The following is a 24474-nucleotide window of genomic DNA, read 5'->3' as shown; positions in this document are numbered from 1 at the left end:
CGGACGGAGAAAATCGCCATGAGCGACCAACAAAACGCCGCCAGCGCGCAGCCGCAGAACAACGGCAAGCGCAAACGAATGATGACGCTGCTCGTCGCGGTCATCGTGATCGCGGCCATCGCATACGGCCTGTACTACTTCCTCGTCGCCCGCTTCCATGAAGACACCGACGATGCCTACGTGAACGGCAACGTCGTGCAGATCACGCCGCAGGTCACCGGCACCGTGATCGCCGTGAAGGCGGACGACACGCAAACGGTCAAGGCCGGCGATCCGCTCGTCGTGCTCGACCCCGCCGATTCGCAGGTCGCGCTGCAGCAGGCGGAAGCCAACCTCGCGCAGACGGTGCGCCAGGTGCGTGGCCTGTTCGTCAACGACGACCAGTACCGCGCGCAAGTCGCGCTGCGCCAGTCCGACCTGTCGAAGGCCCAGGACGATCTGCGCCGCCGCCTGGCCGTCGCGCAGACGGGCGCCGTGTCGCAGGAAGAAATCTCGCACGCCCGCGACGCGGTGAAGGCCGCGCAGGCATCGGTCGACGCCGCGCAGCAACAGCTCGCATCGAATCGCGCATTGACCGCGAACACGACGATCGCATCGCACCCGAACGTGATGGCCGCCGCCGCGAAGGTGCGCGACGCGTACCTCGCGAACGCGCGTAACGTGCTGCCGGCGCCGGTCACCGGCTACGTCGCGAAGCGCTCGGTGCAGGTCGGCCAGCGCGTGTCGCCCGGCAACCCGCTGATGTCGGTGGTGCCGCTCAATGCCGTGTGGGTCGACGCGAACTTCAAGGAAGTCCAGCTGAAGCACATGCGCATCGGCCAGCCGGTCGAGCTGACGGCCGACATCTATGGTTCGTCGGTCACGTACCACGGCAAGGTCGTCGGCTTCTCGGCCGGCACGGGCTCGGCGTTCTCGCTGCTGCCGGCGCAGAATGCGACCGGCAACTGGATCAAGGTCGTGCAGCGCCTGCCGGTGCGGATCGAGCTCGATCCGAAGGATCTCGACAAGCATCCGCTGCGTATCGGCCTGTCGATGCAGGTCGACGTGGACATCAAGGACGAACGCGGCGACCAGCTCGTCAACGCGCCGAACACCGTCTACGAGACCAACGTGTTCGCGAAATACGGCGACGAGGCCGACGCCGAAATCGCGCGCATCATCGCCGAGAACGCGGGCGGCAACGCATCGGCGCCGGTCGCGGCGAAGCAGAACACCGCCGCGAAAATGATGTAACCGTTCCGACTCCGGAAAGACAACCGACATGGCACAGGCTCCTGCCTCCTACCCGCCCTTGCAGGGCGGGCAACTCGTACTCGGGACGATCGCGGTGTCGCTCGCGGTGTTCATGAACGTGCTCGACACGTCCATCGCGAACGTCGCGATCCCGACCATCTCGGGCGACCTCGGCGTGTCGTCCGACCAGGGCACGTGGGTCATCACGTCGTTCGCGGTCGCGAACGCCATCTCGGTGCCGCTGACCGGCTGGCTGACCGACCGTTTCGGGCAGGTGCGCCTGTTCCTCGCGTCGATCATCCTGTTCGTCATCTCGTCGTGGATGTGCGGGCTGTCGCCGAACCTGCCGTTCCTGCTCGGCTCGCGCGTGCTGCAGGGCGCGGTCGCCGGCCCGATGATTCCGCTGTCGCAAGCGCTCCTGCTGTCGAGCTATCCGCGCGCGAAAGCACCGATGGCGCTCGCGCTATGGGCGATGACGACGCTGATCGCGCCGGTCGCGGGCCCGATTCTCGGCGGCTGGATCTCGGACAACTACTCGTGGCCGTGGATCTTCTACGTCAACATCCCGGTCGGCATCGCCGCCGCCGCCGCGACGTGGATGATCTATCGCAACCGGGAGTCGGCCGTGCGCCGCGCGCCGATCGACGGCGTGGGCCTCGCGCTGCTGGTCGTCTGGGTCGGCTCGCTGCAGATCATGCTCGACAAGGGCAAGGATCTCGACTGGTTCGCGTCGACGACCATCGTCGTGCTCGCGCTGACCGCCGTCATCGCATTCGCGTTCTTCGTGATCTGGGAGCTGACCGCCGAGCACCCGGTCGTCGACCTGTCGCTGTTCCGCATCCGGAACTTCACCGGCGGCACGGTTGCGCTGTCGATCGGGTACGGCTTGTACTTCGGCAACCTCGTGCTGTTGCCGCTGTGGCTGCAGACGCAGATCGGCTACACCGCGACCGACGCCGGCCTCGTGATGGCGCCGGTCGGGCTGTTCGCCATCCTGCTGTCGCCGCTCACCGGGAAGTATCTGCCTCGCACCGATCCGCGCTTCATCTCGACGGCGTCATTCCTGACATTTGCGCTGTGCTTCTGGATGCGTTCGCGCTACACGACGGGTGTCGACGAATGGTCGCTGACGCTGCCGACGCTCGTGCAGGGCATCGCGATGGCGGGCTTCTTCATCCCGCTCGTGTCGATCACGCTGTCCGGCCTGCCCGGCCACCGCATTCCTGCGGCGTCCGGCCTGTCGAACTTCGTGCGGATCATGTGCGGCGGCATCGGCACGTCGATCTTCCAGACCGCGTGGGACCACCGCAACAACTTCCATCACGCGCAACTGGTCGAGCAGGCGAACCCGTACAACCCGACGTTCAACCAGGCCGTCACCCAGATGGGCAACCTCGGGCTGTCGCAGAGCCAGGCACACGGGCTCATCAACAACATGGCCACGCAACAGGCCGCGCAACTCGGCGTGAACGATCTGTTCTATATCTCGGCGGTGATCTTCGTGCTGCTGATCGCGCTGATCTGGATCACCAAGCCGGAACGCGCGGGCGGCGGCGATGCCGGCGCGGCGGCGTCGGCAGCGCACTGAGCGGCCAGGTTCAAGGCAGCGCACCAAACAAAAAGCCCGGTCGAAATCGACCGGGCTTTTTGCATTCTGCCGCGCGCACTTGCGTGCGCTGCTGCGTCATTGAGCCGTCACGACGAGCCGTTCCGGGGCGAGCACGCCATTCGCCTTGCGCGCCACGCCGAGCAACCGGGTGGCGTCGTACACGCGCACGCGCTCGCCATCGGCCGCGACGATCGGCTCGAGCGCCGACAGCGGCAGACGCTGGCCGTGCAGGAACCGCTTCGCGCTGGCTTCGTCGAGACGCACCAGCGGAAACGTCGACAGCAACGCATCGATCGGCTGAAGCCATGCATCGCGCGCCGCCTCGGCAGCGTCCGACAGCGCATCGAGCGTCACCGCATGCTCGAGCGTCAGCGCGCCGACGCCCGTGCGGCGCAGCATCGTCAGATGCGCACCGCAGCCGAGCGCTTCACCGATATCTTCCGCGAGCGTACGCACGTACGTGCCCTTGCTGCAGGTCACGCGAAACGTCACGTCGGGCAGCTCGCAGGCGAGCAGATCGAGCGCATGAATCGTCACGTTGCGACCTTCCCGCTCGACGGTCTGGCCGGCCCGCGCATATTCGTACAGCGGCTTGCCGTCGCGTTTGAGCGCCGAATACATCGGCGGTACCTGCACGATGTCGCCGGTGAAGCGCACGAGCGCGGCCTCCACCGCCGCGCGATCGCATTCGACGGGCCGCGTGTCGATCACCTCGCCTTCCGCGTCGCCGGTGGCCGTACGCTGGCCGAGACGCATCGTCGCTTCATACGTCTTGTCGGCGTCGAGCAAGTCCTGCGAGAACTTCGTCGCCTCGCCGAAGCACAGCGGCAGCAGGCCCGAAGCCAGTGGATCGAGCGTGCCGGTGTGACCGGCTTTCTTCGCGAGAAGCAGGCGCTTTGCGCGAATCAGCGCATCGTTGCTCGACAGGCCGATCGGCTTGTCGAGCAGGAGAACGCCGTCCAGCACGCGCCGGGGCACGCGCGGACGTGGGGATGCTGCATTCGTCATAGGGCGGTCGAACTCAATCGTCCTTGGCAGGCGTGTCGGCCTCGTCGTCGTCCTTCGCGCGCGTCGAGTTCGCTTCCTTGATCAGGCGCGACATTTCGACCGCCTTCTCGATCGTCTGGTCGTAGTGGAAATGCAGCGTCGGCACCGTATGAATGTGCAAGCGCTTGAACAGCAGGTTGTGCAGGTGACCCGACGCATGGTTCAGCGCCTCCTGCGTCTTCTCCGGATCGCCGGTGAGCGCCGTGAAGTAGACCTTCGCGTGCGCATAGTCCGGCGTCAGTTCCACGCTCTGGATGGTCACGATGCCGATGCGCGGATCTTTGACCTCGCGCATGATGAGTTCGGACAGATCGCGCTGAATCTGGTCGGCGATCTGAACGTTGCGATTGGGGGAAGTACGTTTCCTGGACATGATCGATCCGTGATCCGTTTATCAGGATGAAGCGGCGGCCATTGTCGGCACGCCACCATGAAAATGGGCGGGACAGGCCCAAGCCTGCCCCGCCCAAGAGCCGATACGCGACGATTACAGCGTACGTGCGACTTCGGTCACTTCGAATACTTCGAACTGGTCGCCTTCGGTGACGTCGTTGAAGTTCTTCACCGACATACCGCACTCGAAGCCTTGCTTGACTTCCTTCACGTCGTCCTTGAAGCGCTTCAGCGATTCGAGTTCGCCCGTGAAGATCACGACGTTGTTGCGCAGCACGCGAACCGACGACGAGCGCTTGACGATACCGTCGGTGACCATACAGCCGGCGACCGTGCCGATCTTCGGTACCTTGAAGACCTGGCGCACCTCGACCATGCCGGTGATGACTTCACGCTTCTCCGGCGCCAGCATGCCCGACATCGCCGCCTTCACCTCGTCCACTGCGTCGTAGATGATGTTGTAGTAGCGGATATCGATGCCGTTCGCCTCGGCCAGCTTGCGTGCCTGTGCGTCCGCACGCGTGTTGAAGCCGATGATGACCGCCTTCGATGCCGTCGCGAGGTTGACGTCGTTTTCGCTGATGCCACCGACCGCGCTGTGCACGATCTGCACGCGCACTTCGTCGGTCGACAGCTTGAGCAGCGACTGCACGAGCGCTTCCTGCGAACCCTGCACGTCTGCCTTGATGATGAGCGGCAGGTTCTGCACTTCGCCTTCGCCCATCTGCTCCAGCATGCTTTCCAGCTTCGCGGCCTGCTGCTTCGCGAGCTTCACGTCGCGGAACTTGCCCTGACGGAACAGCGCGATTTCACGCGCCTTGCGCTCGTCCGGCAGCACGATCACTTCCTCGCCCGCGCCCGGCACTTCCGACAGACCCTGGATCTCGACCGGAATCGACGGGCCGGCTTCCTTCGTCGGCTTGCCGTTCTCGTCGAGCATCGCACGGACGCGACCGTAGGCCGTACCGGCCAGCACGATATCGCCGCGGTTCAGCGTACCGGACTGCACCAGGATCGTCGCGACCGGGCCTTTACCCTTGTCGAGCTTCGCTTCGATCACGATACCCTTGGCCGGCGCCTCGACCGGTGCCTTCAGTTCCAGCACTTCAGCCTGCAGCAGCACGTTCTCGAGCAGATCGTCGATACCTGCGCCCGTCTTGGCCGACACCGGCACGAACGGCGAATCGCCACCGTATTCTTCCGGCACGACGCCTTCCGCGACCAGTTCCTGCTTGACGCGATCCGGGTTCGCTTCCGGCTTGTCGATCTTGTTGATCGCGACGACGATCGGCACGCCACCCGCCTTCGCGTGGGCGATCGCTTCCTTCGTCTGCGGCATCACGCCGTCATCGGCCGCCACCACCAGCACCACGATGTCGGTCGCCTTCGCGCCGCGTGCACGCATTGCCGTGAACGCTTCGTGACCCGGCGTATCGAGGAACGTGATGACGCCACGCGGCGTGTCGACGTGATAAGCGCCGATGTGCTGCGTAATGCCGCCCGCTTCGCCCGCGGCAACCTTCGCGCGGCGGATGTGGTCGAGCAGCGAGGTCTTGCCGTGGTCGACGTGACCCATCACCGTGACGACCGGCGGACGCGGCAGCTGCTCCGCATCGGTACCGGATTCGCCTTCGACGAGCAGCGCTTCCGGATCGTCCAGCTTCGCGGCAACCGCGCGGTGGCCCAGTTCCTCGACGATGATCATCGCCGTTTCCTGGTCCAGCACCTGGTTGATCGTGACCATCTGGCCCATCTTCATCATCACCTTGATGACTTCCGAGGCCTTGATCGACATCTTGTGCGCGAGATCGGCAACCGACACGGTTTCCGGCACGTGTACTTCACGGACGATCGGCTCGGTCGGCGCCTGGAACGTCGAGCTGTCCTGGTGACGGCCGCGACCCTTCGGGCCGCCGCGCCAGCCGCGGTCGACGCCGCCGCTCGAGTCGCCGCGCGTCTTGATGCCGCGACGCTTCGCCGCGTCGTCCTGCCAGCCGCCCTTGCCTGCGCCCGGCTTCTTGTTGCGGTCGCCCGCGCCTGCCGGCGCCTGCGTGGTGGCCGGAGCCGCCGCGCCAGCCGGCTTCTTCACGGCCGGACGCGCCTGCGCACCTTCCGGCTTCGCCGGCTTGTGCAGCGTGCCCTTCGCTTCGGCCGGCTTCGGCGGTTCGACCGGCTTCGGCGGCTCGACTGCCTTGACCACGGCCTTGCGCGGCGTGTTCATCATTTCGCGGATCGCGCGGGCTTCGGCTTCCGCCGCCGCGCGACGCTTGCTGATCTCTTCCTGCTCGGCGCGCGCCTTGTCGGCTGCCTCACGGGCAGCGTCCTCGGCCTTCTTCGCCGCTTCGCGCTGGGCCGCGCGTTCGGCGGCTGCGCGTGCTTCGTCCTGCGCGGACTGCGTCGGCGTCGATTCCTGCTCGGCAGCAGCCTGCTGCGCTGCCGCCTGCTGCTGGGCTGCGGCGGCTTCCGCCGCGGCACGCTTCGTCGCCGCTTCTTCCTCGGCGCGACGGCGCTCGGCCTCGGCCGCTTCCTCGCGGGCGCGACGTTCGGCTTCCTCGCGTTCGAGGCGTTCCTGACGCTCGCGCAGCTCCTGCGCCTGCTTCTCGAGCAGCTCGGCCTCGCGGCGCGCCTCTTCCTCGCGACGCTTCAGTTCTGCATCGTCGTCCGCTTCGGCGACCTGCGCCTGACCCTGATCCGCACCTTCGGCCACGTCGTCGCGCTTGACGAACGTACGCTTCTTGCGAACCTCGACCTGAATGGTGCGAGCCTTGCCCGTCGCGTCAGATTGCTTGATCTCCGACGTATGCTTGCGGGTCAGCGTGATCTTGCGCTTGTCGCCGTCAGTTGCGCCGTGCGACTTGCGCAAATGATCGAGCAGACGCGCCTTGTCCGTTTCGGACAGCGCATCGTCTTCACTCGCTTTCTGGACGCCCGCTGCCTGCAGCTGTTCGAGCAGCACACCAGCAGGCATTTTCAGTTCCGCGGCAAATTGGGCTACGTTGTTACTCGCCATTCATTCCTCTTAGTGCAAGGACCGATTCCTTGCGGTTAGCATCGGGTCAGGCCATACGGCCGCCATCAAATCAGTGCGCCATGGTCATTTCTCACTGGAACCAATGTTCACGTGCTTTCATGATCAACGCCTTAGCGGCATCCTCTTCCATTCCGGTCATGTCGACCAGTTCATCTACAGCCAGCTCGGCGAGATCGTCGCGCGTCTGCACGCCGTGTTCGGCCAGCTTCGCGAGCAGTTCCGGCGTGATGCCGTCGAGGCTCTTGAGATCCAGCGCTGCGTTCTCGACCTTTTCTTCGTTCGCGATGGCCATCGTCAACAGCGCGTCGCGTGCGCGGTTGCGCAGTTCGTGCACGGTGTCCTCGTCGAACGCTTCGATTTCGAGCATTTCGTTGAGCGGCACGTACGCGATTTCTTCGAGGCTCGTGAAGCCTTCGTCGATCAGGATGTCGGCAACTTCTTCGTCGACGTCGAGACGCGCCATGAACAGCGCACGCAGCCGGTCGCGTTCTTCACCCTGCTTCAGGGCGGACTCGTCCGGCGTCATGATGTTGATCTGCCAGCCGGTCAGCTCGCCGGCAAGGCGAACGTTCTGACCACTGCGGCCGATCGCGACAGCCAGCTCGTTCTCGTCGACGACGACGTCCATCGAATGCTTTTCTTCATCGACGACGATCGACTGGACGGCTGCCGGCGCGAGCGCGCCGATCACGAACTGGGCGGGATCCTCCGACCATAGCACGATGTCGATGTTTTCGCCACCGAGCTCGTTGCGCACGGCCTGCACGCGGGAACCGCGGATGCCGACGCAGGTGCCGATCGGATCGATCCGCTTGTCGTAGGCGATGACGCCGATCTTCGCGCGCACGCCCGGGTCGCGGGCAGCCGCCTTGATCTCGAGCAGGCCCTGCTCGATTTCCGGCACTTCCATCTCGAACAGCTTCATCAGGAATTCCGGCGCCGTGCGCGACAGCTCGATCTGCGGGCCGCGCGCGGTGCGGTCGACCTTCGCGATGTACGCACGCACGCGGTCGCCCACGCGCAGGTTTTCCTTCGGGATCAGCTGATCGCGGCGCAGCAGTGCCTCGACGCGGCCCGATTCGACGATGAAGTTGCCCTTGTCGAGGCGCTTCACCGTACCCGTCATGATCTTTTCGCCACGCTCGAGGTAGTCGTTCAGGATCTGCTCGCGCTCCGCGTCGCGCACCTTCTGCAGGATCACCTGCTTCGCGGCCTGCGCGCCGATGCGACCGAATTCGATCGACGGAACGGGTTCCTCGACATACTCGCCGACTTCGACGTCGGGCTTTTGCTCACGTGCTTCGAACAGCAGGATCTCGCGATCCGGCTCCTGCAAGCCTGCCTCGTCGGGCACGACGAGCCAGCGACGGAAGGTTTCGTGCTCGCCGCTTTCGCGATCGATATGGACGCGGATTTCGGCGCCTTCGTCGAACAGCTTCTTGGAAGCGGACGCGAGCGCAGCCTCGAGGGCGCCCAGCACCACATCCTTGTCGACGTTTTTCTCGCGCGCCAGCGCATCCACCAGCATCAACACTTCGCGACTCATTATTTGCGGCTCCTAAAGTCAACTTGCGGAATCAGGCGGGCTTTGTCGATATCGGCCAGCGTGAAATCCAGCATGGCTGCCTCGCCCTTCTTCCCCTCAAATTCCAAACCGATCGTTTCGCCATTCGGCGCGTGCAGAATGCCCCGGTACGTCTTGCGCCCGTCCAGCGGCTTTTTCAAGGTCACGGAAACTTCGCTGCCGGCGAAGCGCTCGAAGTCGGCCAGCTTCTTCAACGGGCGGTCGAGCCCCGGGGACGAGACTTCGAGCCGTTCGTAATCGATATTTTCGACCGTCAAGACGTGCTGGAGCTGACGCGTAACCTTTTCGCAATCTTCGAGCGAGATGCCGGCAGGCTGATCGATATAGATGCAAAGCATGCCGCGCCCGGTGCGCTCGAGTTCCACCAGCTCGTAGCCGAGCCCGGTGACCGTGGTTTCTATCAGTTCCGTCAGTTGCACAGTGTCCTCTCAGGTGTTCGCGCCCGCCGCTCGCGATTCACCCGCGGGCGCGCGCCTTAGCCGGCGCAGGAAGCGCTACCCGAGATGCCTAACCGTTTCAGCAAAAAAAATGGGCGGAACGCCCATCTTCTTACTGGTGGTCGCACCTGAGCCGCACATTGAATCCGTACGCCCAGCGACTCCGCGATTATAGCGATTTTTGGCGCAAACGCCAAGCCAGCCGGTAAAAGCAGCGCGTCGGCTGCCTTTACGGACCGAAAATGCGAAATCGGGCTGCCCGATCGACCGGTACTACCCTGCCGCACCGGTGATCATCGTTGTCGCGGCACGCGACATGGATGCAGCCGAAACCCGTCAACGCAATGCGCCGTATCGACAAAGCCGGCCGGATGCCGGCCACGCCGACGTATCGGCGGCTTTGCGCTGCCGTACGTACGCCAATCAACAGACGCTTAGCGGCTGCGCGTACGACTGCGCTGCGGACGCTGACCGCCGCGCGGGCCACCGTTGCCGGCGCCGTCGGCACGATTGCCGTTCGGATTGCGATTGCCACCGCCCTTGCTGCCGCCGCGCTTGCCGCCCGCGCCCTCGCGCTTGGGGCCTGCGCCATACGACGCGCGATTGCCGTCGACATCGCGACCGCCGCCTGCACGGTTGCCGTCGCGGCCGCCACCGGTGCGATTGCCGTCACGGCCGCCGCCCGCGCGGTTGCCGTAACCCGATGGCGCAACCGGCAAGCTGCCGTAGCCGCTCAGGCCCGGCAGGCCCGGCCCGCCGCGTCGGCCACCGCCGCGACGCGGCTGGTCGAGTTGGCCGTGCGTCGTCAGCACCGGTTCGCGGCTGATGAAGCCCATCGACGTCTGCATCGGATCGGGCTGGCGACGCTCGGTCGGACCGGCAGCGCCGCCGCGCTTGCCCTTCTCCTCGGACGGCGCCTTCAGACCGACGGTCGCCATCAGCTTGCGCACCTGTGCGTCGTCAAGCTCTTCCCAACGACCACGCTTCAGGCCGCGCGGCAGCGGAATCGGGCCGTGACGCGTACGGATCAGCCGGCTCACCATCAGGCCGACCGCCTCGAACATCCGGCGCACTTCGCGGTTGCGGCCTTCGGCCAGCGCGACGTGATACCAGTGGTTCGTGCCTTCGCCGCCGCCATCGCGGATGCGCAGGAAATTCGCCGGACCGTCGTCGAGCTCGACGCCGTGCAGCAGCTTTTGCCGCATGCCTTCGGCCAACTCGCCGACGACCCGCACCGCATACTCGCGCTCGACGCTGTAACGCGGATGCATGAAGCGGTTCGCGAGATCGCCGGAAGTCGTCAGCATCAGCAGACCTTCGGTATTGAAGTCGAGGCGGCCCACCGCAAGCCATTTCGCCGTCTTCATCGGCGGCAGACGGTCGAACACCGACGGACGGCCTTCCGGATCCGCGTGGCTGACGATTTCGCCGGTCGGCTTGTGATACAGCAGCACGCGCGGCGGCTTGTTCGGCAGCTTGCGCTTGACCGGCTTGCCGTTGATCCGCACCTGGTCGGTCGGCATGATCCGCTGGCCGATGTGCGCGGGCTCGCCGTTCACCGACACGCGGCCGGCGACGATCAGCTCTTCCATTTCGCGACGCGACCCCATGCCCGCTTCCGCGAGCACCTTGTGGAGCTTCGGCGCGTCGTCGTCCGGCGACAGCACGCGCTTGTTCGCCGGCTGGGCGCGGCCGCGGCGCAGCATCGGCGCACGCACGCCGCTGCCGCCCGCGGAGTTGTCCGCGTCGAAGGCCGGCGACGTCACGTATGCGAACAGTTCGTCCTGGGACGCATCGCCTTCCGCTACCTTCGCCGGGCCGCCTTCAGCCTTCGCTGCACCGCGACGGCCCTGGCCAGCCTGGCCGCCCTTGGCCGCCGCCGCGCCTTCGCGCTTGCCGGCCGGCTTGCGACCGCCCTTGGCCGCGCCTTCCTTGCGCGGCGCACGCGCCGGCTGCGCGTCGGCGGCCTCGGCCGACTGCGCATCCGCGCCCTCGGCACCCTGCTGCTCGCCGCCTTCGGCGCCCTTCGACTTGGCCGCCGCGCGACGCCGCGCGATCAGGCTACGCGGGCCGCGCCGCAGACCGCGGCGGGGACGCTCGTCGCCACCCGCGGCCGAAGCATCCTGCTCCGGCGCATCGTCGGCACGCGCTGCCTGCACGGCAGGCGCGGACGATTCAATATCGTGGATATCTGTCAAAACAACCTCAAAATGTCAGGTCTCGCGCCCGGCGCGGGCGCGGCAAGAAGTTGGCCGCGATCAGGCGCGACGCTGTTCGGGTTCTGCTTCGTCGTCCGGCAGCGCGTCGGCGCCGATGGGCGCACTGGCACTTCGGACGGCATCCGCGAGACTGTCGGACGTGTCGTCCAGTGTCTCGTCGTCCGCGGGACGGGAGCGGGAGGCGTCGGCCTGATCGGCCTCGCCGGGCATGTCGCCGGCCGCTTCCGCTCCGTCTCCGGCAGCCGCTTCGGCGGCCGGCTTGCGATCTTCCTCGCTCGAATCCGCACGCTGCGGCTCGGGCTGCACACCGGTCGGCACTGCTTCGGCACCAACCTGTTCCATCTGTTCCGTTTGCGCGCGATCAGCATCGAGCGTATCGCGACTCGGAATTTCCTGCGTCGACGCGACATCGCCGGGCCCTTCGGCCGACTCGTCGGCGGGCGCTTCATCCGCCAGCGCCTGCGGCACATCGGCCGCCGCGTCGTCGGCTACCACGACGTCACCATCGAAATCCATGGCCTGCTGCGCGAGCAACGCGGCCTCGATGTTCGCGGCCGGCTCTTCGAGCGCCGGCAGGTCGTCGAGCGCCTTCAGGCCGAGATCGTCGAGGAATTGCTTGGTCGTCGCATACAGCGCCGGACGCCCCGGCACGTCGCGATGACCGATCACCTCGATCCAGCCGCGATCCTCGAGCTGCTTGACCACCTGCGTATTGACCGTGACGCCGCGAATCTCTTCGATGTCGCCGCGCGTGACGGGCTGCCGGTACGCGATGATCGCGAGCGTTTCGAGCACGGCGCGCGAATATTTCGGCGGCTTCTCGGGATGCAGGCGATCCAGATAATGACGCATCGCCGGCTTGCTCTGAAAGCGCCACCCGGTCGCCAGCGCCACCAGTTCGACACCGCGGCCGGACCAATCCTGTTTCAGATCTTCGAGTAACGTGCGGACCGTGTCAGCCGACACGCCGTCGGCAAAGAGCTTGCGCAAATCGCCGAGCTTCAGCGGTTCCTGCGCGCAGATCAAAGCAGTCTCGAGGACGATCTTCGCCTCTTGGGTATTCATGCAGCTAGGCCAGACCCTGTGGTCAAACGAACCGGATCAACAAACAGACGAAAGGAACGGAAGACGCGCTCGCCCGATTCTGATCGGTCATATTGATGGGAGCACGAACCGGGGGCGGCGAATCAACTTCAAGCCAGGCCCAAACCGGACGGAACAGCACGGCTCAACGACGGAACCGCGTGACTGAACGCCATATTACGCAAAATCGCCCGGTGCGTAAAGATGAGCGAAACAGGCCGCCGCCCCGGCGGCACGCCCGCTCCGTCCCCGCTTCAGCGAACGCCCGCGCCGTGCGCGAGGAACCTGCGTAGTCGCTCCACGCCCGCGTCGAGCCGCGCCGGATCGCACGCATAACACCAGCGCACGAACCCTTCTCCCTCCGGGCCGAACGCTCGACCGGGCGCCAGGCCGAGCCCCGCGTCGCGCACCAGCGTCTTGCAGAACGCCAGGCTGTCGGTCGCGCCCGGCAGCCGCAGGAACAGGTACATCGCGCCGGGCGGAGGCGGTACCTCGACGCCCGGCAGCGTCCGCAGTGCGGCGACCAGGTGATCACGCGCGTCGCGCAGCGCCGTGACGAACGATCGCACGAACGGCTCCCCGTCGCGCAACGCGACCTCACCGGCGGCCTGCACGAAGCCCGGCGCGCACGACGTGTTGTATTCGACGAGCTTCGACAGGTCACCCATCACCGACGCCGGCGCAATCAGCCATCCGAGCCGCCAGCCCGTCATCGCCCACGCCTTCGAGAACGAATTCACGACCACGACGCGCTCGTCGCGCGACGCGATATCGAGGAACGACGGCGCGCCGCCCTCGTCGAATGCAAGCCGCTCGTACACCTCGTCGGCGACCAGCCAGATGCCGTGACGACGGCAATGGGCGAGCACGGCCCGCTGATCGTCGCGCGACATCGTCCAGCCGGTCGGGTTGTTCGGCGAGTTGATCAGCAGCATCCGCGTATCGGGCGTCAGCGCCGCGAGCAGCCGACCGACGTCGAGCTGCCAGCCCGCGTCGCCGTAGCCGAGCGGCACGCAGTCGACCTGCGCGCCGAGGATCTTCGGAATCTCGACGAGATTCGGCCACAGCGGCGTGACCGCGACGACACGTTCGCCCGGCCCGACCAGCATCTGCGCAGCCAGCATCAGCGCACTCACGCCCGAACTCGTTACGGCGACCGTGTCGGCCGCCGTCGCACCGTGACGCGCGCTGACATAGGCGGCGATCGCGTCGCGCAGCGCCGCCGTCCCGAGATTGTGCGTGTAGAAGGTCGCGCCATCGCGCAGCGCCGCGGCCGCGGCGTCGCGGATGAAGTCCGGCGTCACGCGATCGGATTCGCCGAACCAGAACGGCAGCATGTCCGGCACGCCGAAGCCGGCGTTTGCGACCTCGCGGATCAGCGACGGCCGCAGCGCGTGCACCGCGGCGCGCGCCGCCGGTTCGTCGCTCGCCGGGAAAAAACCTGCGGAATGCGTCATCGAAAGCCACCGCCGAGGAACACGATCCGCGTAGTGTACCGGCCGGCAAGCCAGACCGGACGCACGCCAATACGCGTCAGTCGAGATCTTCGGCCCGCGCCGGCATCTGCCGCACGAGCTCCCAGATCGCCTGCGCGGCGGGCGACAACGACCGGTCGCGGCGGCGCACCAGCTCGACGGTGCGCTCGGTGCGCGGCGTGAGCGGCCGCGCGACCAGCGTCGAGCCGGCAGGCAGCGGCAGCGACAGCCACGGCTGCACGCTCACGCCAACGCCGGCCTCGACCAGCCCGAACACGGTCGCCGAATGCCCGAGCTCCTGCATGACCGTCGCGTTGACGCGATGCGTGGCCAGCGCGGCATCGATCAGCGGCCGGCTGCCCGACGCATGATCGAGCAGCACGAGGCGCTCGCCGTCCAGCGCCGTCCATGGCACCTCGGCCCGTGCCGCGAGCGGATGGTCGGCGCGCGCGACGAGGCAGAACGAATCGGTCATCAGCGGCTCGCAGACCAGATCGGCGACCGTCAGCGGGCCGATCACGACGCCGAAGTCGACTTCGCTCGACTTCACCTTGCGCAACACGTCGCTCTGCACGTCATCGCGCAGGCCAAGCGTCACGAACGGGAACTGGCGCTCGCACGACGCCACCACCCGCGGCATCAGCCTGCATGCGATCGTCGGGCTTGCCGCGACGATCACGCGCCCGCGGCGTTGCTCGCCGATCTCGCGAATCTCGCGCAACGTATCGTCGAGATCGTCGAGCAGACGCGACACGCTCGCGATCAGGTTCGCACCGACGTCGGTCAGCTGCACGTCGCGCGTCGTGCGGTCGATCAGCTTCAGCCCCAGTTCGGCCTCGAGCTCGCGCACGCAGCGGCTGACCGCGGACTGCGTGAGCCCGATCTCGTCACCCGCCCGACTGAAGCTCTTGAGCCGCGCGACTTCGATGAATACGCGGAGCTGGCGCAGCGTAACGTTCATGTCCCGGCCTCATCAATCGTCGATATCGATGCACGATTTTAATGCGCGAAACGACTTCGATGAATGAATGCGGCACCGGTCACACATGTTTCGCTGCGGTGCAATACGTTCGCAAACGCACGTGGCATGGGCGGATTGCACAAGATTGGTGATTGTCCCGATTTGCTCACGGGTTATTTTGGCGTCTTATACGCCCCTAGCTGACTTAGCCGTTAGCTCGCTGCCAAGCGGCTCTCGAGGGATTTACCTCTGACATGGCACGCTTCGTGCATTACCTTGCGCACAGGGTGCAGGTTTCGTCGGACGGAAGAGTAGAAACACCGCTGCCGGCCAACCGGACGCCCCCACCCGGCACTCGACGATCGAGTGCTTGAAGAGTGCGCGGCGCAGGGCAGCGCACCGGAGTTAGCTTCGCTGAGGTGAGGACATGATGCTGTTCGACGATTTGAGAGATAACGAATGGGCGCTGGTCGAGGGTCTGTTTTGCTCGGAGCCCGCACGGAGTGAGCGGCGTGGCCGCCCCCGCGTGGAAGCCCGATCGGTAGTCAATGCCGTGCTGTGGGTGCTGTCGACGGGTGAAGGCTGGTCGAAACTGCCGGGCCGCTATCCGTCCCCGCCGACCTGCCGCCGCCGCTTCGACGAATGGCAGGCGGACGGTACGCTCGCCGAAATCGTGAAACGACTCGGCACGAGCGGCCGTCAGATCTCGCTGCGCGGACGCATCGGCGCAAGCGCGGCGAAGCCGCCCGCACCGCCGAGCCGCGACCGGCTGCGCGGCGCGTTCTGGACCAATCCGGAATCCTGGCGCGCGCCCGTCAAGATGGCGTAACGAATGCTCGATCGGGCGGCTTCGGCCGCCCGGTTTCTTTTTGCGACGCGACTTCGTTGCGACGCATGCCTTGCCGTCGATTACCGTTGTCGTGCCGCGAAACATCTATTTACTAATATTTACAGCAAGCCTGCACTCCCACGCTTACCTTAGCGTCATATCAACAGGCCGCACTGACGGCTTGAAGGGAGCCCCGCCATGAAAACAATGTCACTGCTCGTTGCATGCGGCATTGTCGTTTCCGTGGCGCTGACCGCTCCCGTCCATGCGGACGATCGGATGAAACCGCCGCATCGCCAGCAGGATCACCGCAACACCCTCCGCCAGCCGCCGTCCGCCAACCCGCCCAGCCGGCAAACCGTGCCACGCGGCGACTTGCGCGGCGACATCGCCAGCAACGCGCGAGCACGGATTGGCTCACAGCCACCGGGCATGTCGCGTCATCCGTAGTCCTGCCGATTTCGAGATTTCGCCAAAGAAAATGCCGGTATCCGGGAACTGCGCCCCATGCGGCGGGTCACATCGTTGCCATGAGCACAGCGTGGCAGCAGCAAAAGTATCCGGTACGCCCGTATCCTTGTGATACGGGCTTTTTTTGCATCGCCGGCCTGCGCGGCGATGCGCGGGGCGGGATGAAGACGGCCCGCTACAGGCGGCTTTCGAGAATCGCCACGGCGCTCGCTTCGCTCAATGCGTAGTCGTCCATGCGGCGATCAGTCCAGGAAAGTAATTTCTCGGCGCGCTCGAGGCGCGAGAATTCGGCTCGACCGCTGTCGGTCAATACGGCAATGTCGACCGGTGCATGGAAGCCCGGCGCGGGGGCAACGGTCTTCTGCCTGACCGTGTCCATCAGCCCGAGCGAACGGAGATACTCGAACACGCCCGGGCGGCGTGCCCACGGTACCTGGCGGTACTGCACTCGTCTCAATGCGTCGAGCACCGCTTCGTTGGAATACGTGGCCATCTCGATTCTTTCTTAAAGTGCAGCGACAATGCGAAGCGGCGCGCCGGGCGGGGTCTCCGCCCGCCGAAACCGCCACCGATTCTGGAGGCCGACGTTGTTCGGCGTCGCGTCAGGGTCGTATCGTCAGCCGTCCATAAAAAGACACCATACCCCAATCAAATTGATTCTGTTCGATTCATTTGTACTTCTCTTCATCGGTTTCATGCTCTGCCGCAAGCAGCGTCGAACCATTTCGATCGTCGCCGCCGCGCTGTTCTGGCTGCTCGCGACGGGCTGGCTCGCAGCGCCGCTGATCGCCTGGAGCGAGGACGGCGTCACGCCGGTCGAGCATCCCGACATGCACGGGCGAACCACGCTGATCCTCATCGGCGCCGGCACGCACCGCACCGACACCGGAGTGCAGCCGCCGCCCGACGGCGTCGCGCGCATCCACAAGGTTGCGGCGCTCTATCGCACGTGCCGGCAGCAGGCCGAACGCTGCACCGTGGTGATGTCGGGCGGCGACCCGCAGCATCACGGCGACACCGAGGCAGCCGTGTACGGACGCCAACTCGTCGCTGAAGGCGTGGCGCCGGCCGACCTCGTGCTCGAACCGAACAGCCGCACAACCTACGAAAACGCGAAATTCACTGCATCTATACTACGCTCACAGTATGACGATGCGCGCGTTCTCGTCACGTCGTCGTACCAGATGCGCCGGGCGTTGCTCGATTTCCGCCGTTTCGGCATCGATCCGCAGCCCGTTTATGCGAATCTGCGACGCGCGCAAACGGGCTGGCTGCCCCGCTGGCGCAATGTGGCCAACGCCGAACAGGCGCTGCACGAGCTGGTCGGGATCGCGCAATTCCACGTTTATCGTTGGCTCGGCTGGTTTTGACGACGGCGCGCAAACCTGCGCGAAAATCGCTGCACCACCCTGGATGGCAGACGCGTGACGAAGTGCGCGAAGTGTTGCGCGACTTCAACGGGGCCTTGCGTCGTGCGACGATCCGGTGCACATTGATCCGTCACTTTTGTTACACTCGACACGCACTCGATTGCAGTCGCCAGACGAAACGGCAACACTCGGGTTCATCACCACTTAGCGGAGGTAAAGCAATGAAGAAGACGTCCCTGGCTATCCTGGTAGCGATGTCGGCGCTGACTGGCGCAGCGTATGCGCAAGAGAGCACGCAGATTCAGACCATCACCGATCCGGCCAAGATCGCCGAGATCGAGCAGCGTGCACAAGCGCTGCAACAGCAGCAAGCGGCCGAAGCGGCTCAGCCGGCGGCGCAGGAAGAGCATCACCACGGCAAGAAGGCTGCGCATCACAAGGCAGCTGCGAAGAAGGCCGGCAAGAAGGCGAAGGCTGCAGACGCTGCCAGCCAGTAAGTTCGGCGGCACCGCTCCAGTAAAAAGCCGAATCCGGGTAACCGGGTTCGGCTTTTTTGGTTGCGGCGCCCGCGCGCTGTGCTAAAGTCGCGCACCGAAATTTTCCACCCGTGCGCACCCCGGTGCGGAGGACAGCATGAGCAACATTCAACTCGACATCGAGTGGACCGAAGCCGCCACTCGCCAGATCAAGCAACTGATGCCCCGCGGCTCGGACGACGCGTTTCTCGCGCTGCCGCCGATCGAATGCCTGCCGATGGAGGGCGACGTGCTGTTCCTCGGCCCGCAAGGCAAGCAGCAACCGTTCATCGTTGCCGAGCGTCAGTATCACCATGACGGCGATGCCGACTGGACGATCATCCTGATCCTCGACGTACCCAGCGCATCGCACTGACGCGCCGCCGCGACCGGACACGTCCGGTCGCCCTACCCGGCTCGGACTCAGACGAGCTTCGACAGCACGCGGATTTCGGAACGCTCGATCCAGTCCGCGGCCGCTTCGCGATAAGCGAGAATATGCGCGGAACGCGCATGGGCGGCCAGCGCCTCCTCGCTCTCCCAACGCTCGACGAATACGAACCGCGCGGGCTCCTTCAGATCCCGGTGCAGGTCGTACTGCAATGCGCCCGCTTCGTTGCGGGTCGGCTCGACGATTCCCTCGAGCACGGTGCGCAGTTTCTCCTCCGCGCCCGGCTTCGCCACGATCAGCGCCACGACTGCAATTTCCGCCATTCCCGCCTCCTTCATCCGAAAAAGTCCGAGAATACGCGAATCCCGCACCACGCATCGGCTATGCCGATACGACAGGGCGATGGCACCAAAAAAATAGCCCGCGCTTCAGAGAAGCGCGGGCGAAACCGTCGCCCTACGAGGATAGGCGACGGGGCCATCGAGATCCGCACGCTGGCGCGGATCGTCATCTGTTGCGCCGACGCTTGGCGCGTCGGCATGTGAGGGTGTCGATGCCGTTGTTCAGGCGCTCGCGGCGCATTCCCGGCCTCTGACACCGTCCTCCCTGTTCTAACGATTCCAACCTATAAAGCAGGTTGCGTGCCAGGCATTACGTGCTCAACATTCCATTGATTTATAAGGACATTTTTTTAGATCGGCGACAATGTGACACGTGTTCTGTCGTCGTAACGCTCGGATGTTACGTAACGTCACGAGAAGGGACGGGCCCCACCGAACAGGCGTACACGTCGGCGAGCGGCCATGAAAAAAGCCCGCCGGATGGCGGGCTTTTCAAGGGGGCGGAAAACGCCGGGATCAGCGGAGCTGATTCACGAGCAACCCCATGATCTGGCGAGCCGGCGACGACGTATCGATCGCGCCCGCATCGTCGACGACCGCGACACGCGTCTGATCGGCCGTGAGCGCCTTCACGTTGACGCGATACTGCTTCGCCTGCTTTTCCTTCTTGCCGTGGAACAGCTGGCTCCAGAAGCCCTGCTCGGCCGCGCTCAGATCCTTCGGATCGACGTAACGCACGAAGTACAGACCCTTCGAGCGATCGCGATCGTCGACCGTGAAGTTCGCGCGATCGAGCGCGAGACCAACGTGCAGCCACGACCGGTCGTACGGCTCGCCGAGCGTGACTTCGGACGGCACGGCCGCTTCAGCCGCGTCATTGCCTTGCGCCGACGTGCGCGAGACGTTCTGGGCAGCGATCGCCGCGGCAGCCTTCGACGACGCGTCGCCATCGGCCTTCTTGTCCTTCGGTACCGCGTTGTCCTTGATGTTCGCGATCGGCGGCTCGCCGTTCTTCGCGCGCTGCTCGTTCTGCGCGAGCACGGCCATCAGCCGCTTCAGGTATTCCGTCTCGAGCGCCGGATCGTTCGGCTTCGGTTCCCACTTGCTCGAATCGTTGTTCGCACCGGTGATCGCCTCGCGCATGCCCTTCTGGCTGATGAACACGTAGGTGCCGCCGTTCGGCGCCGAATCGAGACGCGTGCGGTACTTGTTGCGCTCGGCCGTCACGTACGAATTGCCCATCGCCTTCGAGATCACGCTGCGGATCAGGCCGTCGTTGATCTGCGGATGGGTTTCGTTCCAGTCGGTTTCCATCACGCCCTTGTCGCGCTGGTCGACGACGAGCAGGAAGCCCTGCTCCTGCCAGAAACGGCGTACCTGCGGCCAGATCGCGGCGGGCTGCTTGCCGTCGATCACGAGCCAGCTTTCGGTGCCGTCGCGCTGGATATGCATGCCGGCCACGGCCGGCGCGACGGTGTCCAGCGCAGGCGCGGCCTGCTGGACCTGCTGGAGCGCGGACAGGGAAGTCGCGCCGCCCTGGGGCGGCAGCGAACGCTGATCGGCCGTCTCGTCGAGCATGTTGGGCGGCACTGCGAGCGACGCTTCCTTCGATTTCGAATCGCTCTTGTAGTCCACTTTCGTGGGCGACGACGTACCGCAACCGGCGACGAGCGCGCCGGTGGCGAGCACTGCAGCGAACCGCATGGTAAGACGAAGATCAGTCATGTTCGGGGAATCCTCTTCCGCTAAATCACGGCGCTTTCCGTGGATCAACCTTGCATTTTACCGGGGCCGCGCTGCGATGTGCAAAAAAGCGACGGCCAAGAAAAAACCCGCGCCAGCCTGAGCTGACGCGGGTTCTTGTCTGGTCGGGGCGAGAGGATTTGAACCTCCGACCACCTGCACCCCATGCAGGTACGCTACCAGGCTGCGCTACGCCCCGAAAGAAAAAAATTATAACAGACAGTTTCCCGGTTTAGAACGGGTCGCATGCATTTTGTGCATGTTCTCGTGAAATTTTTGGCGTGACGGCACCCATGCAGGCGACCCGCGGCACCGATACCGCATCGACGTCATCGCTTGCGCGCGACGCAGATGACCGTCAAGCCGGCGACGCGATTGAAGCGGAACATCGGCAGCTCGATACGACAGATCGTCTTGAGCAAGCCGTTGACGAACGGATGATGGCGGCGCAATTGCGACTCGGGCTCGCGCGGATGCGAACGCGCCCGCTCGCCGAGCCGCAATGCGGCCGCGAGCGGAAACGTGAGGCCGAAATAATAGGCACCGTGCTCGACGTCGAGCCCCGCACGCCGGACCACGTCCTCGAGGCCGCCGAGCGTATACCTGCGCTTGTGCTCGAGGAAATCGTCGTGGCCGCTCCACAGGAACTGGAACGCGGGAACCGTGATCAGGAACCGGCTACCCGAGGGCGCGCCCGTCACGTACTGGGTCAGCAGTCCGACGTCGTCGTCGACATGTTCGAGCACGTCCATCAGCAACACGAGATCGGCATCGAAGCGATCGACGGCGCGCCGAAAGTGGATCGGCTTGCCGGCCGCCTCGCCGTCGCTGTCGTCGGCGTAGCTCGTATCGACGCACCATGCTTCCGTCGCCTGCGTGCGCTCGAGCAGATGCTTCGAGAAAAAACCGGAGCCCGCGCCGACGTCGAGTATCCGGTTCGCGCCCGATGCGCCGAGGAACCGGCGAATCGCGCTCGCCTTCGACGCGTAGTACCAGTGATCGCCCACCCCCGCACCGAGTACGTCGACTTCCTTCAGGTCCATGGTGCTTCCCCGTGATGGCTGCCGTGTTGTGATGTCGAATCCGCCACTGATGCCGATCTTACCTCGCCGCTGCCGCCGATCGTATCCGTCGATGCCCGGGGCCGCGGCGCTTCGGCATCCGGTGAAACCCGCGCCGGCCAAGGGCGGCCGCGGATTTTCAGGGGCGCTTCGAAACACGTCGAGCGACGGCCCGGACAAACCAAACGACCGTTTGATTCAGCGGCTCGTCGACCGCGAATCCATTGTCCGGCAGTCCGCCGGCACATCGCGTCCAGGCGCCCGTTGTTTGGTAACGCCGCTCTAGCACGCTATGACACACTGCACGGCATCGACGCTCGCGCCGTGCAGTGGCGCGCGCCGCCGTCGATCAAGACAAGACAAGACATGGAGACAGACGATGCGGAATACGGTCCGGCGCGGCCATCGCTCGCCTTTGGCAATTTTCGACTGGTTTTCCGGCCTGCGACGCACGGTCGCCCCAAGATCGCAAACGACATCCCGCATGTTCGGCTGCGGCGCGCTGGCGCTCGCCCTGCTCTGCGCCGGCTGCGCCGAATCGGCCGCGCAGCGCGACAGCAACACGTCCATCGCATCGACGAAGATCGAGCGCACCAAGGCCGAGCGGCTCGCGCGCGAGCAGCAGATCGCGCGCACCGTGCCGTCGCTCGCATCGATCAGCCTCACGCAGCCGCGGCCATTCACGCTGCGCGACTCGGGCCAGAACGGCGCGATGACGTTCCTGCGCGACGTCGATTTCCGCATCGTCAACAACCTCGGCTTCTTCATTCATCAGCTGTCGGCCACGCTCGTGCCGACGCAGGCCGGCGCACCGATCGTCTTCGACGATCCGACGAGCTTCGAGATCGACGTGCACGAAGGCACGGTCACGCTCGACAACGCGAAGCTGACCGCCCTCTTCAACACCTACATCTTCGGCTATCGCAACGCGCCGCTGCGCAAGCTCGCGGTATGGGCTGGCGACGGCGTGATCCATCTGCAAGGCGAGATGCAGCGCGACGGCTGGGTACCGTTCTCGCTGACCGGCACGCTCGCGATCCGCGACGGCAGCCAGCTCGTGTTCCGCCCGACCGGCGTGCGCGTGTCGGGCCTCAACGCACAGCCGGTGATGCGCGCGGCCAACGTGAAAATGGCCGACCTGCTGAAGGTGCAGACCCCGATCGCGCAACTCGCCGGCGACGATCTTGTGATGGCGGTCGACAAGCTGATGCCGCCGCCGCGCCTGAAACTGACGATCACCGCCGTGCGCGTGACGCCGGCGGGCCTCGACCTGAAGCTCGACGACGGCTCGCGTGCCGGCTTCGCGATGCCCGCGAACGCACCGCAGCAAGCGATGTATATCCGCGGTGGCGACGTGAAGTTCATGCGCTCGATGCCGATGAACGCGGACATCCTGATCGGCCCGCTCGACGCGTCGAAGCGCGACCAGACGTTCGTGTTCGACCTGTATCACTATCGCGACCAGGTGTCGGCCGGCTACTTCAACTTCGACGAAAGCGGCGCGATGGCGATCCGGATGCCTTCGTATGCAGGCCCGGCCAGCGGCGCACTGCTCGGCAACGCGGCCGCGCGCCTGAACGACAGCTTCCTCGCCGCGCAGCAGAATGCGCTGCGCGACGTGCGCCAGCACTGGGAAGCGTACGCGCTCGCCGCAGATGCCGCGCGACCCGGCATGCAGAAGGTCGCGATGCGGCGCACGTCGACGACGCCGTTCAACGAGCGGCACGTGTCGAACCGCAACCCGACGATCCATCTGCGCAACGTCGACTTCAACCTGTCCGGCGATATCGGCTTTCACGTCGAGGATCTCGACGTGGAACTCGTGTCGAAGCGCCCGGGCGAACCCGTCGATCTCGACGATCCGAACCAGTACGACATCCGCATTCTCGGCGGCACGGTCGTCGAGTCGTGGAAGGCGATGTCGGCGCTCTTCAACAACTACCTGCTCGACTATTCGCCGCGTTCGCTGAACGACCTGCAATTGAGCGCGGACGGCCAGAACCTGCGCGTCCAGGGCGGCATCAAGCTGTGGAATCACGTACCGGGCGTCTGGTTGCCGACCGACATGAAGGGCTCGCTGACGGTGCTCGATGATCGGCACCTCGCCTTCAAGCCGTCTCAGGTGTCGGTGCTCGGCATCCCGCAGGCGACGCTGCTGCGCTCGCTCGGTATCGAGCTCGCGTCGCTGACGCCATTGCAGCGGCGCGGTGCGGAACTGCGCGGCGACACGCTCGTGCTCGACCAGTACACCGTGTTTCCGCCGCCCGTGCTGAACGGCAAGCTAGCCCAGGCGACGGTCGAACCCGACGGATTGCGGCTCACGTTCCGGCGCGCGGCGGGCACGCCCGCGCCGAAGCGGCCGCAGATCGATGCACCGAGCTACATGTGGATGGAAGGCGGCGACATGAAGATGTTCAACGTGCTCGAACTGAACGTGCGCGCGCTGATCCGGAATTCGGCCGAGGCCGGCCCGATGCGGTTCGACCTGTACGGCTATCGCAGCCAGGTCGCGCAGGGCTCGGTGCGGATGCTGCCGGACGGCACGCTGGTCGTCGACATGGGGCGCAAGAATCCGCTCGCGTCACGCTGATTCCGTCGCGCTGACCTCGTGCGCGACCCGCATGAAAAAAGCCCGGTGGCAGGTCGCCAACCGGGCTTTTCGATGCATCCCGCGCGCCGT

20 protein-coding genes, 1 tRNA gene and 1 pseudogene are annotated in these 24474 nt (G+C 65.5%); 8 read left to right on the top strand and 14 right to left on the bottom strand.

Annotation, left to right across the window (positions count from 1 at the left end; translation table 11 throughout):
* Window positions 1–18: 18 nt before the first annotated feature.
* Window positions 19–1233: an HlyD family secretion protein gene (locus JMF86_RS07120; RefSeq protein WP_006476162.1), complete on the top strand. Its 1215-nt coding sequence runs from the start codon at window positions 19–21 to the stop codon at window positions 1231–1233.
* Window positions 1234–1261: 28 nt separating this feature from the next.
* Window positions 1262–2821 (top strand): DHA2 family efflux MFS transporter permease subunit, encoded by a 1560-nt coding sequence (locus JMF86_RS07115; protein ID WP_012328384.1) that lies wholly within the window; start codon window positions 1262–1264, stop codon window positions 2819–2821.
* Window positions 2822–2917: 96 nt separating this feature from the next.
* Here the strand turns inward: JMF86_RS07115 and truB are convergent, their stop codons facing one another.
* The 9 genes from truB to JMF86_RS07070 form a co-directional block, all read right to left on the bottom strand.
* Window positions 2918–3850, bottom strand: coding sequence for a tRNA pseudouridine(55) synthase TruB (gene truB, locus JMF86_RS07110; RefSeq protein ID WP_201316862.1), 933 nt, complete (start codon window positions 3848–3850; stop codon window positions 2918–2920).
* Between the two features lie 13 nt (window positions 3851–3863).
* Window positions 3864–4262: a 30S ribosome-binding factor RbfA gene (gene rbfA / locus JMF86_RS07105; protein ID WP_011545262.1), complete on the bottom strand. Its 399-nt coding sequence runs from the start codon at window positions 4260–4262 to the stop codon at window positions 3864–3866.
* A 114-nt stretch (window positions 4263–4376) separates the two neighbouring features.
* On the bottom strand, window positions 4377–7292 hold the full coding sequence (gene infB, locus JMF86_RS07100) for a translation initiation factor IF-2 (protein ID WP_006476165.1): 2916 nt from the start codon (window positions 7290–7292) through the stop codon (window positions 4377–4379).
* Window positions 7293–7383: 91 nt separating this feature from the next.
* Complete coding sequence (nusA, locus tag JMF86_RS07095) at window positions 7384–8859, bottom strand: transcription termination factor NusA (protein WP_006476166.1); 1476 nt, start codon at window positions 8857–8859, stop codon at window positions 7384–7386.
* Window positions 8859–9317, bottom strand: coding sequence for a ribosome maturation factor RimP (gene rimP / locus JMF86_RS07090; RefSeq protein WP_006476167.1), 459 nt, complete (start codon window positions 9315–9317; stop codon window positions 8859–8861). The genes nusA and rimP overlap by 1 nt, the downstream gene beginning before the upstream one ends.
* Before the next feature lie 452 nt (window positions 9318–9769).
* Window positions 9770–11533, bottom strand: a complete 1764-nt coding sequence (rluB, locus tag JMF86_RS07085; protein ID WP_201316861.1) for a 23S rRNA pseudouridine(2605) synthase RluB — start codon at window positions 11531–11533, stop codon at window positions 9770–9772.
* 60 nt (window positions 11534–11593) lie between these two features.
* Window positions 11594–12619 carry an SMC-Scp complex subunit ScpB gene (gene scpB, locus JMF86_RS07080; protein WP_201316860.1) on the bottom strand — a complete coding sequence of 342 codons (1026 nt, stop codon included), beginning with the start codon at window positions 12617–12619 and terminating at the stop codon, window positions 11594–11596.
* Between the two features lie 272 nt (window positions 12620–12891).
* On the bottom strand, window positions 12892–14094 hold the full coding sequence (locus JMF86_RS07075) for a pyridoxal phosphate-dependent aminotransferase (RefSeq protein ID WP_201316859.1): 1203 nt from the start codon (window positions 14092–14094) through the stop codon (window positions 12892–12894).
* Between the two features lie 76 nt (window positions 14095–14170).
* On the bottom strand, window positions 14171–15073 hold the full coding sequence (locus JMF86_RS07070; protein WP_012328377.1) for a LysR family transcriptional regulator: 903 nt from the start codon (window positions 15071–15073) through the stop codon (window positions 14171–14173).
* Window positions 15074–15503: 430 nt separating this feature from the next.
* Between JMF86_RS07070 and JMF86_RS07065 the strand changes: the two are divergent.
* Window positions 15504–15899 (top strand): annotated as a pseudogene (locus tag JMF86_RS07065) (transposase); the annotation flags it as partial.
* A 201-nt stretch (window positions 15900–16100) separates the two neighbouring features.
* Window positions 16101–16352: a hypothetical protein gene (locus JMF86_RS07060; protein WP_201316858.1), complete on the top strand. Its 252-nt coding sequence runs from the start codon at window positions 16101–16103 to the stop codon at window positions 16350–16352.
* A 196-nt stretch (window positions 16353–16548) separates the two neighbouring features.
* On the opposite strand, the gene JMF86_RS07055 is transcribed toward JMF86_RS07060, so the two are convergent.
* Complete coding sequence (locus JMF86_RS07055) at window positions 16549–16866, bottom strand: hypothetical protein (protein WP_011545254.1); 318 nt, start codon at window positions 16864–16866, stop codon at window positions 16549–16551.
* Window positions 16867–17026: 160 nt separating this feature from the next.
* On the opposite strand from JMF86_RS07055, the gene JMF86_RS07050 reads away from it, so the two are divergent.
* The 3 genes from JMF86_RS07050 (at window position 17027) to JMF86_RS07040 (ending at window position 18634) form a co-directional block, all read left to right on the top strand.
* Entirely contained in the window at window positions 17027–17743 is a 717-nt protein-coding gene (locus tag JMF86_RS07050; RefSeq protein ID WP_201316866.1) for a YdcF family protein, read from the top strand.
* 221 nt (window positions 17744–17964) lie between these two features.
* Entirely contained in the window at window positions 17965–18240 is a 276-nt protein-coding gene (locus JMF86_RS07045; RefSeq protein ID WP_006486101.1) for a hypothetical protein, read from the top strand.
* 136 nt (window positions 18241–18376) lie between these two features.
* The gene (locus tag JMF86_RS07040) at window positions 18377–18634 is read left to right on the top strand and encodes a hypothetical protein (RefSeq protein WP_006476176.1); all 258 of its coding nucleotides are present in this window, start codon (window positions 18377–18379) and stop codon (window positions 18632–18634) included.
* A 47-nt stretch (window positions 18635–18681) separates the two neighbouring features.
* On the opposite strand, the gene JMF86_RS07035 is transcribed toward JMF86_RS07040, so the two are convergent.
* The 4 genes from JMF86_RS07035 to JMF86_RS07020 all read right to left on the bottom strand — a co-directional run bounded on the left by JMF86_RS07035 (window position 18682) and on the right by JMF86_RS07020 (window position 21776).
* The gene (locus JMF86_RS07035) at window positions 18682–18972 is read right to left on the bottom strand and encodes a putative quinol monooxygenase (RefSeq protein ID WP_027810280.1); all 291 of its coding nucleotides are present in this window, start codon (window positions 18970–18972) and stop codon (window positions 18682–18684) included.
* A gap of 534 nt (window positions 18973–19506) precedes the next feature.
* Window positions 19507–20715, bottom strand: a complete 1209-nt coding sequence (gene bamC / locus JMF86_RS07030; protein WP_054927676.1) for an outer membrane protein assembly factor BamC — start codon at window positions 20713–20715, stop codon at window positions 19507–19509.
* A 140-nt stretch (window positions 20716–20855) separates the two neighbouring features.
* Window positions 20856–20932 (bottom strand) — tRNA-Pro (locus tag JMF86_RS07025).
* A gap of 130 nt (window positions 20933–21062) precedes the next feature.
* Entirely contained in the window at window positions 21063–21776 is a 714-nt protein-coding gene (locus tag JMF86_RS07020) for a bifunctional 2-polyprenyl-6-hydroxyphenol methylase/3-demethylubiquinol 3-O-methyltransferase UbiG (protein WP_124548978.1), read from the bottom strand.
* Window positions 21777–22173: 397 nt separating this feature from the next.
* Here JMF86_RS07020 and JMF86_RS07015 point away from each other — a divergent pair, with 397 nt between their 5' ends.
* A complete protein-coding gene (locus JMF86_RS07015; protein WP_201316857.1) occupies window positions 22174–24384 on the top strand; it encodes a hypothetical protein in 2211 nt (736 codons plus the stop codon).
* Window positions 24385–24474: the final 90 nt, after the last annotated feature.

Origin of the sequence: Burkholderia sp. E168m15 (assembly GCF_016586105.1) — a bacterium.
Taxonomy (GTDB): domain Bacteria; phylum Pseudomonadota; class Gammaproteobacteria; order Burkholderiales; family Burkholderiaceae; genus Burkholderia; species Burkholderia orbicola.
The sequence above is the reverse complement of the archived record's forward strand: the minus strand, read 5'-3'. Positions and strand labels throughout refer to the sequence as shown.

Coding starts and splice junctions, on each gene's coding strand:
- JMF86_RS07115 (WP_012328384.1), top strand. CDS start 1,262: ATGGCACAGGCTCCTGCCTCCTACCCGCCCTTGCAGGGCGGGCAACTC.
- JMF86_RS07015 (WP_201316857.1), top strand. CDS start 22,174: ATGCGGAATACGGTCCGGCGCGGCCATCGCTCGCCTTTGGCAATTTTC.
- JMF86_RS07070 (WP_012328377.1), bottom strand. CDS start 15,073: ATGAACGTTACGCTGCGCCAGCTCCGCGTATTCATCGAAGTCGCGCGG.
- scpB (WP_201316860.1), bottom strand. CDS start 12,619: ATGAATACCCAAGAGGCGAAGATCGTCCTCGAGACTGCTTTGATCTGC.
- JMF86_RS07060 (WP_201316858.1), top strand. CDS start 16,101: ATGAAAACAATGTCACTGCTCGTTGCATGCGGCATTGTCGTTTCCGTG.
- nusA (WP_006476166.1), bottom strand. CDS start 8,859: ATGAGTCGCGAAGTGTTGATGCTGGTGGATGCGCTGGCGCGCGAGAAA.
- bamC (WP_054927676.1), bottom strand. CDS start 20,715: ATGACTGATCTTCGTCTTACCATGCGGTTCGCTGCAGTGCTCGCCACC.
- JMF86_RS07020 (WP_124548978.1), bottom strand. CDS start 21,776: ATGGACCTGAAGGAAGTCGACGTACTCGGTGCGGGGGTGGGCGATCAC.
- infB (WP_006476165.1), bottom strand. CDS start 7,292: ATGGCGAGTAACAACGTAGCCCAATTTGCCGCGGAACTGAAAATGCCT.
- JMF86_RS07075 (WP_201316859.1), bottom strand. CDS start 14,094: ATGACGCATTCCGCAGGTTTTTTCCCGGCGAGCGACGAACCGGCGGCG.
- JMF86_RS07055 (WP_011545254.1), bottom strand. CDS start 16,866: ATGGCCACGTATTCCAACGAAGCGGTGCTCGACGCATTGAGACGAGTG.
- JMF86_RS07035 (WP_027810280.1), bottom strand. CDS start 18,972: ATGGCGGAAATTGCAGTCGTGGCGCTGATCGTGGCGAAGCCGGGCGCG.
- JMF86_RS07040 (WP_006476176.1), top strand. CDS start 18,377: ATGAGCAACATTCAACTCGACATCGAGTGGACCGAAGCCGCCACTCGC.
- truB (WP_201316862.1), bottom strand. CDS start 3,850: ATGACGAATGCAGCATCCCCACGTCCGCGCGTGCCCCGGCGCGTGCTG.
- JMF86_RS07120 (WP_006476162.1), top strand. CDS start 19: ATGAGCGACCAACAAAACGCCGCCAGCGCGCAGCCGCAGAACAACGGC.
- JMF86_RS07045 (WP_006486101.1), top strand. CDS start 17,965: ATGAAGAAGACGTCCCTGGCTATCCTGGTAGCGATGTCGGCGCTGACT.
- rbfA (WP_011545262.1), bottom strand. CDS start 4,262: ATGTCCAGGAAACGTACTTCCCCCAATCGCAACGTTCAGATCGCCGAC.